The 12,782-nt window shown below is 68.3% G+C and carries 15 protein-coding genes; 12 read left to right on the top strand and 3 right to left on the bottom strand.

Annotated elements, in window-relative coordinates:
* Positions 1 to 139: 139 nt before the first annotated feature.
* Entirely contained in the window at positions 140 to 541 is a 402-nt protein-coding gene (locus tag ACFHWU_RS27770) for a GntR family transcriptional regulator (RefSeq protein ID WP_416592122.1), read from the bottom strand.
* A 127-nt stretch (positions 542 to 668) separates the two neighbouring features.
* On the opposite strand from ACFHWU_RS27770, the gene ACFHWU_RS27765 reads away from it, so the two are divergent.
* From ACFHWU_RS27765 to ACFHWU_RS27715, 11 genes are all read left to right on the top strand, one after another.
* Positions 669 to 989 (top strand): DivIVA domain-containing protein, encoded by a 321-nt coding sequence (locus ACFHWU_RS27765; protein ID WP_416592121.1) that lies wholly within the window; start codon positions 669 to 671, stop codon positions 987 to 989.
* Positions 986 to 1,228 (top strand): hypothetical protein, encoded by a 243-nt coding sequence (locus tag ACFHWU_RS27760; protein WP_416592120.1) that lies wholly within the window; start codon positions 986 to 988, stop codon positions 1,226 to 1,228. The genes ACFHWU_RS27765 and ACFHWU_RS27760 overlap by 4 nt, the downstream gene beginning before the upstream one ends.
* Positions 1,221 to 1,424 carry a hypothetical protein gene (locus ACFHWU_RS27755; protein WP_416592119.1) on the top strand — a complete coding sequence of 68 codons (204 nt, stop codon included), beginning with the start codon at positions 1,221 to 1,223 and terminating at the stop codon, positions 1,422 to 1,424. Before ACFHWU_RS27760 ends, ACFHWU_RS27755 begins: the two co-directional genes overlap by 8 nt.
* Positions 1,421 to 1,633: a flavin reductase gene (locus ACFHWU_RS27750; RefSeq protein WP_416592118.1), complete on the top strand. Its 213-nt coding sequence runs from the start codon at positions 1,421 to 1,423 to the stop codon at positions 1,631 to 1,633. The genes ACFHWU_RS27755 and ACFHWU_RS27750 overlap by 4 nt, the downstream gene beginning before the upstream one ends.
* On the top strand, positions 1,633 to 1,824 hold the full coding sequence (locus ACFHWU_RS27745) for a hypothetical protein (RefSeq protein WP_416592117.1): 192 nt from the start codon (positions 1,633 to 1,635) through the stop codon (positions 1,822 to 1,824). The genes ACFHWU_RS27750 and ACFHWU_RS27745 overlap by 1 nt, the downstream gene beginning before the upstream one ends.
* A 40-nt stretch (positions 1,825 to 1,864) precedes the next feature.
* On the top strand, positions 1,865 to 2,701 hold the full coding sequence (locus ACFHWU_RS27740) for a hypothetical protein (protein WP_416592116.1): 837 nt from the start codon (positions 1,865 to 1,867) through the stop codon (positions 2,699 to 2,701).
* Complete coding sequence (locus ACFHWU_RS27735; RefSeq protein WP_416592123.1) at positions 2,698 to 2,850, top strand: hypothetical protein; 153 nt, start codon at positions 2,698 to 2,700, stop codon at positions 2,848 to 2,850. The genes ACFHWU_RS27740 and ACFHWU_RS27735 overlap by 4 nt, the downstream gene beginning before the upstream one ends.
* Positions 2,847 to 2,993, top strand: coding sequence for a hypothetical protein (locus ACFHWU_RS27730; RefSeq protein ID WP_416592115.1), 147 nt, complete (start codon positions 2,847 to 2,849; stop codon positions 2,991 to 2,993). Before ACFHWU_RS27735 ends, ACFHWU_RS27730 begins: the two co-directional genes overlap by 4 nt.
* Positions 2,994 to 3,341: 348 nt before the next feature.
* On the top strand, positions 3,342 to 4,295 hold the full coding sequence (locus ACFHWU_RS27725) for a DUF559 domain-containing protein (protein ID WP_416592114.1): 954 nt from the start codon (positions 3,342 to 3,344) through the stop codon (positions 4,293 to 4,295).
* 243 nt (positions 4,296 to 4,538) lie between these two features.
* Positions 4,539 to 6,836 (top strand): GmrSD restriction endonuclease domain-containing protein, encoded by a 2,298-nt coding sequence (locus tag ACFHWU_RS27720; protein ID WP_416592113.1) that lies wholly within the window; start codon positions 4,539 to 4,541, stop codon positions 6,834 to 6,836.
* Positions 6,837 to 7,016: 180 nt separating this feature from the next.
* A complete protein-coding gene (locus ACFHWU_RS27715) occupies positions 7,017 to 9,173 on the top strand; it encodes a UvrD-helicase domain-containing protein (protein ID WP_416592112.1) in 2,157 nt (718 codons plus the stop codon).
* Between the two features lie 65 nt (positions 9,174 to 9,238).
* Here the strand turns inward: ACFHWU_RS27715 and ACFHWU_RS27710 are convergent, their stop codons facing one another.
* Positions 9,239 to 10,486: a glycosyltransferase gene (locus ACFHWU_RS27710; protein ID WP_416592110.1), complete on the bottom strand. Its 1,248-nt coding sequence runs from the start codon at positions 10,484 to 10,486 to the stop codon at positions 9,239 to 9,241.
* 27 nt (positions 10,487 to 10,513) lie between these two features.
* Positions 10,514 to 11,089 (bottom strand): tetratricopeptide repeat protein, encoded by a 576-nt coding sequence (locus ACFHWU_RS27705; RefSeq protein WP_416592109.1) that lies wholly within the window; start codon positions 11,087 to 11,089, stop codon positions 10,514 to 10,516.
* 313 nt (positions 11,090 to 11,402) lie between these two features.
* Here ACFHWU_RS27705 and ACFHWU_RS27700 point away from each other — a divergent pair.
* A partial coding sequence (locus ACFHWU_RS27700; protein ID WP_416592108.1) for a hypothetical protein occupies positions 11,403 to 12,782 on the top strand: 1,380 nt, incomplete at its 3' end.

The following is a 12,782-nucleotide window of genomic DNA, read 5'->3' as shown; positions in this document are numbered from 1 at the left end:
TCAAACTCCTACAGCTCCAACCAGCCTAAACACCAACCCGGCCGACTTTGCCGTGCCCGTGATGGCTGCGAGCCGCAAGGCACCCCTTCCGATCGACAGCGTCCGGGAGACACCTGATTCGAGAGCAAGCGTTCCGCTTTTAACGACTGACGCGGGTGCGGTCGGCGGCGTACAGCTCGGTTGAGCCGTCAGCGCGGCTGATCACGAGGATCGGCACGCCTTCCGACAGGTCCAGGTCACGGCGCTCGGTCGGGCTCGGCATGCGGGCAGAGGCAGTGTCGCCCTTGCGGAGCGTCACGGTGTCGGTGAACTCTGCCTCTCGGACGAACGTGCCGCGTGGCCGCTGCACACTGACCAGACCTTCGGACCGCAGGATCGAGACAGCCTGCCGGACACTCGTGCGGCTCAACCCATACTCCTGAGCCATCCGAAGCTCACTGGGCAACGACGCGCCAGGCTGAAGCTCGCCGGACAGTATCCGGTTTCGTAGCAGGTCCGCGAGCTGGCGAAACACCGCCCGGTCAGCGTTGGGGTCGATCACAACGCCACGCTACGTAGCAGATGACCCTACGTCTTATTGTATCTACGTACCTACATTGGTACCTTGACGGCCGAGCGAGCTTTGGCTCGACGCAAGGCACATGACAGTTAACCCACAAGGAGAAGTCGTGGAGCAGCGGAGTAGGCGGCAGCGGGTGGTGTCTCGGCGGGGCGTACTCGTGGAGCCTTGGCAGGTCAGGGCGATGCAGTTCGACACCCGGTGGCGTGGGCTGGACCCAGCGGCGGTGTACGCGTACCTGCGGCAGCTCGCCGACGAGCTGGACCGGCTCACCCGGCAGGCCGCCGTCGACCGGGCCGAAGCCGACCGGCTACGCGAAGGGCTGCGGCAGTGGCGGCAACGCCACGTCGGCTGCCAGTTCAACGACCCGCCCGCCGGCGTCTACCGCTCGGAGCACCAGCGCCAGACCGGCAACGGAGGCCACTGGTGAGCGACGAACCGCGCTGGACCATCCACCTGCCGACCCGGCTCACCGACATCGAAGCCGCCGCCCGGCTCGCCGCCGCGCTGCGGGACTCGCTCGGCCACCTCGACGTCGTCGACTTCGCCGACACCACGCTGTCCGCCACCGACCGCCCGTCGCTGCGTACCCGGGTATGGGGTGACCCCGGCCCCGACCCGGCCGGCGGCGACCCGGTCAGCGACCGCACCGCGTCGGCCGATGACTGACCCTGTCCCCCGCCAGGTCGAGATCGACCACCTGACGGAGCTGGTCGACCGGCACGCACCGCGCGCCGACGGCTGCGCCTGCGGCGACCCGCTCACCCCCACCGGCCGCTGCTGGCGCACCGACGTCGCGCTCAGCCGGCTCCACGACCTCGGCGTCCACGTCGCCGCCGCCGACCCACCGGAGGAAACCGGATGAGCATGCACGTCCCCGTCCGCCCCAGCTGGGCCTGCGCCGGCTGCGGCCACGCCTGGCCGTGCCTCGACGGCCGACAACAGCTCAAGATCGAGTACGCCGACGCCCGCGTCTCCCTGTCGGTCTACCTCGCCACCAACATGGTCGAGGCGATGACCGACCTGCCGGGCGGGAACGGCAACTTCTACTGGCGGTTCCTCGGCTGGCTGTAATGTCGATTCTGCTTCCCGGCGACGAGCCGATGCACTACGAGGACGGCTCACACCGCTGGATCCCGCCCGAACCGGACTACGACCAGGCGACCTGGGAGAACCAGGTACGCGAACACCAACGCGAGCACCGCAGCCGCCCGGACCCGCCGCCGCCCCGCTACCGTCTCATTCGGAGGACCGCCGCCGGGTGAGCCGGCCCGGCCGTACATCAGTGGGAAGAAGGTGGTCGACGTGGCCCAGGCTGCGATGGTGCGGCGGGTGGCCGCCGCCCGCGCCGCAACCGACGCGGGCCCGGCGATGGCGGCGGTCGGCACGCTGGCCGCGGTGCTGGTGCTGGCCCGCCAGGCCCGTCCCGTCGTCGAAGCCGCCGCCTGGTCGTGGCGCTTCGCCGAGCAGGCGCCGACCACCATCGTCGGCCCGATCGGCGTGGCCCGGCTGGCCGGCTGGGCGCTGCTGGTCGCGGCACTGGTCGCCGGCTGGCGTACGGCCGCCGCGCTCGGCGCGTGCGCCGCCGTGGTCGCCGAACTGGCAATGCTAACCACCGGTGTACGCGACCACGCCGCGCCCGGCTGGCACCTCCTGCTCGCCCTGATCGTCGCCGTACCGCTGGGCGGGTCGCTGCTGCCTGCCGACGGTGGTGGCCGCGAGCAACGACCGCTTCCGGGCCGGTTCTGGGCCGCAGCGGTCGCGATAGGGCTGTGTGCGGCGCTCAGCGCCGCCGGCCCGCCACTGGTGGCGGAACAGTCCGACGGCTTCATGTTCATCAGCAACATTGCGGTGGCGCGCATCGGGTTCGGCGCTCTGGCGTTGATCGCGTTGTTCAGCCTCGTCGCGGTGTCGGCGCTGCCGGCAGCCGTACGCCGCCGGGCGGTGGTGCTGCTGGCGACGCTCGCTGTCGTGCTGGCATCGACGCAGCTCGGCTACGACGGAGCGTTCATGTCGGTGATCGACTACCCGGTCCTGGTCAACCAGCCCGTCATGGCGTTGATGCTGGCCGCCGTGGCAGCAACCGTGGTGCTGGCACTCGGCGCGCTCGCGGTGCGTGCACGGGAAGGAGCGAGCAGGTGACGCCGACACCCCTTGGCGATGCTCGGCGGAATCTCGCGGAGATGCCGCCCTGGGCGAAATCTGTCCCGGACTCCGAGGCCGACCAGCTGATCGCGGAGTTGGGCGCCCTGCTCGGGACGAAAGAACGCTGGCAGCGCTCGATTCGGTGACTGAGCTGCTCGCGCAGTGGCGGCAAACGGCGGAGATATACCACGACCCGGCACTGCTGGAGATCATCAGCAGGGAGCCGGAGGGCGACTTCGGGACGGTCGAGCGCCCGCAGAGCACCCCGGATCACCATCGTCATCGTTGATCAACTGTAGTTTCGTGCGACGGGGCCGCGTGGAACTAAAGTTTTTCTGTAGTTCCACGCGAGGGTCACCGCTCTCCTCTGCGCCTGTCCAGGGGCCCCTTGACGTCGTGCTGGCCACCGTGGCGGCAGCCGTCTCGCAGCACAGCCCACGGTGGTTCCGCAGCTCGACGTTCTCGTCACGATGTGAGGCTGAGATACCTGTTCTCTGCCGGGTGAGGTATCTCAGCCTCACATCGTGTCCAGGCACAGCTCGCAGTCGGAGCAGTCGGGGCAGTCGCGACAGTCGGATCGGTGACGTAACCCGTCGCCGGGACAGCAGAAGGCGGACGCTGACGGCACAGTGGCCCGATGCCCCGCACCGCACGGATTCCTCGCGAGCTGCGCCTGAGGCCCTTCTCCGGCAGCGCCGCAGTAGCCGCCGGGCTGATCACCAAGCGGAGTTTGACCGGCCCCAGCTGGCGCCGGCTCTTCTCTGACGTGTACGTCCAAGCAGCGGCGTTCGACGACCGCGACCACCGGATGTGGTGCGAGGCGGCGGCGGTGAAACTACCGACCGGTGCGGTCAGTGGCCTGAGCGCGGCGTACCTGTGGGGTGTGGACATGCTCCCCCGCCGCAGCCCGGTGCACGTCACCCTGCCCCGCTCGGCGCGGCCCGATCGCCACCCGCGGTTGGCCGTCACCCACCAGTCACTCGGTGCTGGGGACGTGATCCGGCTGTTCGGCGGGATACCGCTGACCACCGAGGCCCGTACGGCGTTCGATCTGGGCAGGTCGCTGCCGCGCGCCGACGCGCTGGCCGCCGTCGACGCGCTGTTGCACCGCCGGGTGCTGCGCCGCGAGACGCTGGCACGCTACGTCGACTCCCACGCCGGCCTGCCCGGTGTACGGCGGGTACGGGAACTCCTGCCCCTCGTTGAGCCGTTGAGCGAGTCGCCGATGGAGTCGCGGCTGCGCCTGTTGCTGCACGATGCCGGCCTGCCGCGCCCGACGCCGCAGTACGAGATCCGCCTCCGTGCCAGCGACGCGACAGACGGTACCGGCTCTGCCTCCGCATTCAGTGGCGCGGCGCGGCGCGGACGTTTCCTGGCCCGGGTCGATCTTGCCTATCCACAGTGGCAGATTGCCATCGAGTACGAAGGTCATCACCACCGGGAGCGGGCGACGTTCCGCCGCGACGTCGGTCGCTTGAACGCCCTGCGGGCAACTGGCTGGCTGGTGCTGCGGTTCACAGCAGACGACGTACTCCGGCAAAAGGGGCAACTCATTCGAACAGTTCAGCAGGCCATCGCCGAGCGCAGCTGACCGCTGCGGCGCTCCGCACGATGTGAGGCTGAGATACCTAAACCGAGGCAGGTTGGGTATCTCAGCCTCACATCGCGGCACAGACTCGACTACTCTTCGGCGGCCCGAACGAACACCCGACAACTCGTCCGGCCGGCCGTTGTGCATTGACGCGCGCTCTGGTTGCATTGCCCGGGTTCGGGGAGTGTGCACACTAGACAGGGGTAGCCGATGGTCGCGGCGTAGGAGACGACGCTGCAGAAGTTGCTCGAAGGCACCAAGCAGTATCGGGTGCCGTTGTACCAGCGGACGTACTCGTGGTCCGAGCAACAGTGCAAGCGGCTCTGGGAGGACATCAAGAAGCTCGCCGACGACCGCCGCGCCGACCCTGCCGCCACCCACTTCATCGGCTCGGTGGTGCTGGCACCCAGCCCGGAAATCGGCCCGGTCGGGGTGCAGGAGTTCCTGGTCGTCGACGGGCAGCAACGCCTCACCACCCTGTCGATCCTGCTCTGCGCAATCCGGGACCACCGGGCCGGAACCGAGGATCCGATGCACCGGGGGCGCATCGAGCAGCTGTACCTGATCAACCAGTTCGAGTCCGATCCGCACCGACTCAAACTCGTGCCCACCCAAGCCGACCGGGACGCGTACCTGGCCTGTGTGGAGTCGGCTCCGCACGCCGGCGACAACGTCTACCGGATCTTCGAGTCGCTGAACAACACCGGCCTGCAGTTGACCCAGGCCGACCTGCTGCGCAACTACCTTTTCATGCGGCTGCCCACCCGGGGCGAGACCGTGTACGAGTCGCTGTGGTTCCCGCTGCAGGATGCTCTCGACCGCAATGACCGTGACCGCAAGAACCTCGAGCTGCTCTTCTGGCTCGACCTGGTGCAGCGCGACGGCCGCGCCAAGCAGACCGACATCTATGCCGCCCACCAGCAGCGGCTCAACGCAATGCGCGGCGAAGCGGAGATCGAGGCGGAGGTACGCCGGTTCAGCCGCCTCGGCGCGCTGCTGAAGATCATCCTGCACCCGGAGAGCGAGCCCGACCTCGAGGTCCGGCGGCGGCTGACCCGGCTGCACGCCTGGGGCGCCACCACCGTCTACCCGCTGCTGCTGCACCTGCTGGACCGCCGTGCGCAGGGCACCGCCACCGCCGGGCAGATCATCGCCGCCATGCGGTACGTGGAGAGCTTCTTCGTCCGCCGCCTGGTGATCGGCCGGGCCACCGCCAACCTCAACCGGATCCTGATGTCCATCGTCACCGAGATGGACCCGAAGCTCCCAGTCGACGAGGCGGTCCGGGCGTACCTGTCGACCGGCCGTAAGCACTACGCGACCGACGCTCAGGTCCGTTCGTCGACCAGGACCATTCCCTTTTTGCTCAACGGCCGCGCGCACCAGCGCAACCTGGTGCTGCAGTGGTTGGAGGAGGCGCACCGCAGCAAGGAGCCGGTGGCCGCCGACTCGCTCAGCATCGAGCACGTGCTGCCGCAGACGCCGACCGCGCAGTGGCGGCAGATGCTCAACGACGACCTCGGGCCCGACGAGAACTTCACCGACGTGCACGAGTCGCTGGTGCACACGATCGGCAACCTGACCCTCACCGGATACAACTCCGAGCTGGGCAACAAACCGTTCGACGCCAAGAAGGCCGCGCTGGCGAGGAGCCCGATCGTGCTCAACCGGGACATCGCCCGGCAGGAACGGTGGAGGCGACCGGAAATCCAGGCCCGCAGCGAGGCGCTGGCCGAGCAGATCATCTCGCTCTGGCCTGGTCCGGCCGAAACCTCCCGCGACCACGACTCCGACGTGCCGTGGGACGTGATGAACCGGGCACTGGCCGAACTGCCCGCCCGGATCGTGGACCACGTACGGCGACGTGGCCGAGCTGATCGGCAGCCACCCGGTGCCGGTCGGGACGCGGCTGGCGAACCACCCGGTGCCGAACGCACACCGGGTGCTGCAGACCGGCGGCACCGTCTCGCCAAGCTTCCGCTGGCCCGATCCGGCCCGTACCGACGACCCGCTCGACCTGCTGCGGGCCGAAGGGGTCGAGTTCGACGGCAGCGGGCGCGCCGCCCCGGAGCAGCGGATTCCGCTGGACGAGCTGGCCCAGCTCGCCGGGCTCAGCACCGACGACCTGCCCCACCCCCGGTCGCCGCGGACCAGCGCGGCGCACGCCGGACGCTTCAGCACGCAGGTGGCACAGCTGCAGGATCCGCCGGTGGTCGCCGCCGTGCAGGCTGTCCTCGACGGCTGGACCGCGCTGGGCGGCAACCTGCTCTACGGCACCGGCGACGAGGCGTCGTGCTTTCTCATCGCCCGAGGCAAGGACCACCGGCTCGGCAACATCTGGCCGGCGACGATCTATCCGAGCGGCAAGTTCGAGATCGTCTTCCAGCACTTCAAGAACCGGGTGCCGTTCGACGACATGGCGCTGCGTGCGGAGTTCCGGCAACGGCTCAACAAAATCCCCGGGGTGAACATCGCGGCGGCCCGGATCGGGCTCCGGCCGGGTTTCCGGCTGCCGGTGCTCGCCGACCCGGCGGCCCGTGAGCTGCTGGTCGAGCAGCTTGGCTGGTTCTACCAGCAGGCGCAGCCGCCGGCCGATGACGACGCCGACGCGGGTGACCAGTTGAGCTGACCGCCAACTGGTGGGCAGTGCCGTCGAGCGGATCGACGGTACGGTGCCACCCGCCGTCCCCGACCGTACCGCTGCTGTTGAAAGGTTTGCCCGTGCCGCAACTCGCCCTCGCCGCCAGCTTCTGGGAAAGCTACGACGTGCTGGAAAAGCCGATCAAAGCCGGAGTACGCAAGGCGATGGCGAAGTTCCAGCAGCTCAGCATCGCCGAGCTGCACGCCGACAAGGGGCTGCACCTGGAGTCGGTGCACAACTCGCGGGACGCCCGGATGCGGACCATTCGGATCACCGACTTCTGGCGCGGGGTGGTGCTCGCCCCCGACGACGGCAGCGACACGTTCCTGCTGACCAACGTGGTGCCACACGACGACGCGTACGACTGGGCGGCGAAACGGCTCTACACGGTCAACACCGCCACCCGGGGGCTGGAGGTCCGCAACGTCGTCGCGATCGAACAGCTGACCCCGGCACTGGAACAGGCAGCGGCAGCGCGGAAACAGGCGGCGGGCGCGCCAACACTACTGTTCGCCGCGCACCCGGACAAGACGTTGCGGCAGCTCGGCATCGACGACCAGGTGCTGCGGGCCGCCCGCACCATCGTCGACAAGGCACAGTTGGAGGCGTTCGGCACGCTGCTGCCGGAGGACCAGTTCGAGGTGCTGCAGTACCTCGCCGAAGGGTTCACCCCGGACGACGTGTACCGCGACATCGTCGCCGAACGCCGCCCAGCCGACGCCGACAGCCAACCCACCGACAGCCTGGAGCTGGCGATCGCCAACACCCGCAGCCGGATCACCCTGGTCAGTGGGCCAGCCGAACTCGCCGAGATCCTGAACAAGCCGTTCGCCGCCTGGCGGATCTTCCTACACCCGTCGCAGCGGCGGGTCGCCTACCGGACCGCGTACGGTGGCCCCACGCAGGTGACCGGCGGACCCGGCACCGGTAAAACGGTGGTGGCGCTGCACCGGGTCAAGCATCTGCTGACCCGCTCCGCCGACCGCCGGGTGCTGCTCACCACGTACACGACGGCGTTGGCGGCGACCCTACGGGAGCAGTTGGCGCAGCTGCTCGGCGACGACGAGGCAGCACTGTCCCGGGTGGAGGTCACCACGGTCAACGCCTTCGCCAGGCGTGCCGTTCAGACGTTGACCGGCCGGGTGCCGTCGCTGCTCGGCGACGTGCCCGAAAGCCAGGTCTGGCGGCGGATCGTCGACCGGCACAAGTTGCCGTGGACCGAGCAGTTCCTGGCCCAGGAGTTCCGGCACGTGATCCTCGGCCACCAGATCGACGACCTGGCCGGCTACCTGCGGGTGACCCGGCGCGGGCGCGGTTCGATGCTCGGGCCGCGGCAGCGGGAGCAGATCTGGCGGGCGGTGCAAACGCTGCGGGCCGACCTGGCCGCCGCTGGTGCCACCACCCACCTACAGCTGTGCGCCGACGCGGCGCGGCTACTCGCCGACGCCGACGATCCGTCGCTCCGATTCCACCACGTGGTGGTCGACGAGGCGCAGGACCTGCACCCGGCGCAGTGGCGGGTGCTGCGGGCGGCGGTACCCGCCGGCCCGGACGACATCTTCCTCACCGGGGATCCGCACCAACGGATCTACGACGCGAAGGTGTCACTGGCCGCGCTCGGGATCCGTACCGCCGGGCGCAGCTTCCGGCTGCGCATCAACTACCGCAGTACGGCGGAGATCCTCACCTGGTCGACCGGGCTGCTCGACGGCACCGGCGTCGAAGGCCTCGACGGGGACGGTCGGGACAACCTGACCGGCTACCGGTCGCTGCTGCGGGGCCGGCAGCCGGCGGTCGCCGGGCAGCCGGACGAGCCGGCCGAGGTGGCGGCCCTGGTGCAACGGGTACGCGAATGGCTGGACCGGGGCGTACGGCCGGCCGAGATCGCGGTCTGCACACGATTCAAGGCCAGGCTGGACCCGGTGCAGTCCGCGTTGACCGAGGCCGGTGTCCCGACCGTACTGGTCAAGGAGCAGCCGGCTGCCGACGTCGACGGGGTCCGGCTGGCGACCATGCATGCGATGAAGGGGCTGGAGTTCCGCTGCGTCGCGGTGCTCGGGGTGACCGCATCGGCGGTGCCCTACGCCCGCAACGTCACCCCTGCGGAGGTGGATCGCATCCAGCACGACAGCGACGTGCTACGGGAACGCTGCGTACTGTTCGTCGCCTGCACCCGCGCCCGCGAAGCCCTGCACGTGTCGTGGACCGGCCAGCCGAGCCAGTTCCTTCCGCGTTAGCTTGTGTCCAGGGTCCCTCGGCCGCCTCCTTGGGCAGGGCGCCCGCTACTCCGGCAACCGCCACGTCAGACCGCCAACAGCCCCCCGTTGCGCACCTCGTCCTTGACCGCGATCAGATTGGCCGCCACGTACGGGATGTGATGCGCGCGGTGCCAGTCGGTCGGGAAGTAGGTGACCAACCTCGACACCTGGAATCGGCACGTGATCTCCGGTACGTACTTGGCGTACTGCCGGTCCGTGAAGTACCAGAACGAGTTCTCGTTGTAGAAGGCCACATGCGTCGGGTCCTGGAACGCTCCCCGGCCGTCGCTGCTCGGCGTCAACGACAACAGCATCCCGCCGGGCGCCAACAAGCGGTACAGCTCGTTGAACAACGCGATCTTGTCCGGGATGTGCTCCAGAAAGTCGCTCGCCCGGATCACTCCGACGCTGCTGTCCGGCAGATCCAGACCCTTGGTGATGTCACAAACCATGTCCACCTCGGATCCGGCATGGACATCGACCCCTTGATAGCCTTCGACCTTGTTGTGCGCTGCCCCCAGGTCGAGCGCGAGCAGGCCCTGCCGTTTGGCCCATGCCAGCGCGTTCAGCTGCACGTTCCGGTCATAGACTTCCACCGTCCGCTGCTGAATCCGGGCGTTGATCTCCGGCACACGCTGGGTGTTGCCCGGATGCATCCGTTGCAGGTAGAGACACTCCGGGATGTGATGGAAGTCCGCAAGCTGATACATGCGACACATGAGGTCTGCATCGTCGGCAACGTCAAGCGACTCGTCGTATCCGCCAGACTTCTCGTAGATGTCACGGCGGAACGCGCGCACATGGTTCGGCGCGTACCAGATGTAGCTGACGTTGTGCGGCGTCGGCGGCAGTGACGTGCAGGCCAGCACCTCGCGCCCATCGACCCGAACATCCCTATATCGCCAACCATGATCGGCAGAAAAGCGACTGCCGTCACGACTGCCATCCTCAGCGATCTGAGCTGTGTCGCTGTAGACCAGGCCGACTTCCGGATTCTCGTCGAAGGCATTGACCACCTTTGCAAGGCAGTCGCTAGCGAGAAGATCGTCGTGATCCAACTCGACGAGTATGTCGCCCGACGCCTCCGCACAGGCCCGCTTCTTGACCGCACCTACGCCGGACACTTCGTCCTGCACCACCAGGCGGATCCGCCGATCTGGCATCTCAGGCCGCCAGCGGTTCCCCTGATTCAGAACGATGACCCACTCCCAGTCGTCGAACGTCTGCCCCTGGAGCGAGCCATGGCATTCATCCAAGAACTTGGTACGATTACTTCCGGTGAAGACCGTCACAGCTGGCTTTTTCATGCCCCTAACCACTCACTGATCCGAGTCATCATCGACATCGTTTCGATACTCTTCGGGAACACTCTCCAGCAGCGCCCCGTCGAGCCGCACCGCCTTCTCGAACGCCGTACGCGCCTCGGCCTCACCGCCCTCATCCACCAACAGAAAACCGAGTCGCAGGTACGCGGTCGACGCCTCATCATCAAGGTCGACGATTTGGCGATACAGACTGATTGACGCCGTCTTGTCACGGCTTTCGAGCGCGATGGCCTTGTTGAACAGGGCAGGTTTGTAGGAGGGGTCAGCCTCCAATGCCCGGTCATAGCTTTCGATGGCCTGCGCAATCTGGTCCCGTGACTGCGCGATGTAGCCGAGGTTGTACCAGGCCAGCACGTTGTTCTCGTCGAGAGCCAGTACTTGCTCGAAAGTCTCCTTAGCCTTCTCAATATCTCCCGACTGGCCTTCGTCGACACCTTTCCGCACCAGGGCGACGAGGTCTTCACTCACGGCTCCGGCATTTTTGGTGTCCGGACCCTGCACCTCTCCGTCGGCAGTACAGGCTGGAACCCCGGCTAGTAGCACCGCACCGCACGCCAGCGATCCGAACATCGTTCGCATTTTCATTTTCCGTCACTCCTAATATAAGATACCCAACACCGAACACTCTCGTTCGTCGACCTTCAGTTCACGCAATGTCTGCACAGACGACATAGACCGTTCCGCCAGTTCCACCAAACTCGGCTTGCCAACCAGTCGGCTCACCGGCAACGGGGATGGGCCGCGATGTGTCGGGGCTTCCCTGGGATTGGAAACCGCCACCGGTAGCGACGTCCCCCGCATCGCACTGCACTTCCAGGAGCCCTGACCCGCCAGCGGAAGCCGAGTTGACGTAGAGATCTGGGAAACCTGCACCCTGCGCACCTTGTGGCCCCTGGGGACCCTGCACGCCTTGGAAGCCCTGCGCTCCTTGCACGCCCTGCGCACCATCAGCACCTTGCGCGCCCTGCACTCCTTGCGCGCCCTGCGCACCATCAGCACCTTGCGCGCCCTGCGCCCCTTGCACGCCCTGCGCGCCCTGCGCGCCCTGCGCACCCTGCGCACCATCAGCACCCTGGAAACCCTGCACGCCCTGCGCACCCTGCGCACCCTGGGCACCATCAGCACCCTGCGCACCCTGGAAGCCTTGCGCACCCTGCGCACCCTGGGCACCATCAGCACCCTGCGCACCCTGGAAACCCTGCACGCCCTGCACGCCCTGCACGCCCTGCACGCCCTGCGCACCCTGCGCGCCCTGCGCGCCCTGCGCACCCTGCACGCCCTGCGCGCCCTGCGCACCCTGCACGCCCTGCACGCCCTGCGCACCCTGCGCACCCTGCACGCCCTGCGCACCCTGCACGCCCTGCGCACCCTGCGCACCTTGAGCACCCTGCGCACCCTGAGCACCATCGGCACCCTGCGCACCCTGAGCACCATCAGCACCCTGGGCACCCTGGGCACCATCAGCACCCTGGGCACCCTGGGCACCATCAGCACCCTGCGCACCCTGGGCACCCTGGAAACCCTGCGCACCCTGCGCACCCTGCGCACCCTGCGCACCCTGCGCACCATCAGCACCCTGGAAACCCTGCACGCCCTGCGCACCCTGCGCACCCTGCGCACCTTGAGCACCATCGGCACCCTGCGCACCCTGAGCACCATCAGCACCCTGGAAACCCTGCACGCCCTGCGCACCCTGCACGCCCTGCGCACCCTGCGCACCCTGCGCGCCCTGCGCGCCCTGGGCACCATCAGCACCCTGGAAACCCTGCACGCCCTGCGCGCCCTGCGCACCCTGCACGCCCTGCGCACCCTGCGCACCTTGAGCGCCCTGCGCACCATCAGCACCTTGGGCACCATCAGCACCCTGGGCACCCTGGGCACCATCAGCACCCTGGAAACCCTGCACGCCCTGCACGCCCTGGGCACCTTGAGCACCATCAGCACCCTGCGCACCCTGAGCACCCTGCGCACCATCAGCACCCTGGAAACCCTGCACGCCCTGCGCGCCTTGAGCACCATCAGCACCCTGCGCGCCCTGGGCGCCCTGGGCACCCTGGGCACCATCAGCACCCTGGAAACCCTGCACGCCCTGCACGCCCTGCGCACCCTGCGCGCCCTGAGTACCATCGGCACCCTGCGCACCCTGGGCACCCTGGAAACCCTGCGCACCCTGCACGCCCTGCGCGCCCTGCGCGCCCTGCGCGCCCTGCGCGCCCTGCGCGCCCTGCGCACCTTGAGCACCATCGGCACCCTGCGCACCCTG

The sequence above is a fragment of the Micromonospora sp. LOL_015 genome (assembly GCF_048060275.1).
In the GTDB taxonomy this organism is placed as follows: domain Bacteria; phylum Actinomycetota; class Actinomycetes; order Mycobacteriales; family Micromonosporaceae; genus Micromonospora_E.
This window is presented reverse-complemented; position numbering and strand designations above follow the sequence as displayed.